The 413-nt window shown below is 60.8% G+C and carries 1 protein-coding gene; it reads left to right on the top strand.

Annotated elements, in window-relative coordinates; translation table 11 throughout:
- On the top strand, positions 1–413 hold a 413-nt coding region (locus HBA93_RS18910; RefSeq protein WP_221724326.1), incomplete at both ends, for a type IV secretory system conjugative DNA transfer family protein.

The following is a 413-nucleotide window of genomic DNA, read 5'->3' as shown; positions in this document are numbered from 1 at the left end:
ATCGCGGACCTCATCGAGGACGACCGACCGGCCACGCTTTACCTAGTCGTGCCACCATCTGACATTTCGCGGACCAAGCCGCTCATCCGCCTTGTCCTTAACCAGATCGGGCGGCGCCTGACGGAAGACCTTCACACCAAGGAGCGTCGGCATCGCGTGCTGATGATGCTGGACGAATTTCCGGCCCTCGGCCGTCTCGACTTCTTCGAGAGCGCTCTGGCCTTCATGGCAGGCTATGGGCTCAAGGCATTCCTCATCGCCCAGTCGCTGAACCAAATCGAAAAGGCTTACGGCGCCAACAACTCGATCCTCGACAACTGCCATGTGCGTGTCTCCTTCGCCACCAACGACGAACGGACGGCGAAGCGCGTCTCCGATGCGCTCGGCACCGCCACCGAGATGAAGGCGATGAA

This window comes from Ochrobactrum sp. SFR4 (genome assembly GCF_019730395.1).
Classification (GTDB): Bacteria; Pseudomonadota; Alphaproteobacteria; order Rhizobiales; family Rhizobiaceae; genus Pseudochrobactrum.
The sequence above is the reverse complement of the archived record's forward strand: the minus strand, read 5'-3'. Positions and strand labels throughout refer to the sequence as shown.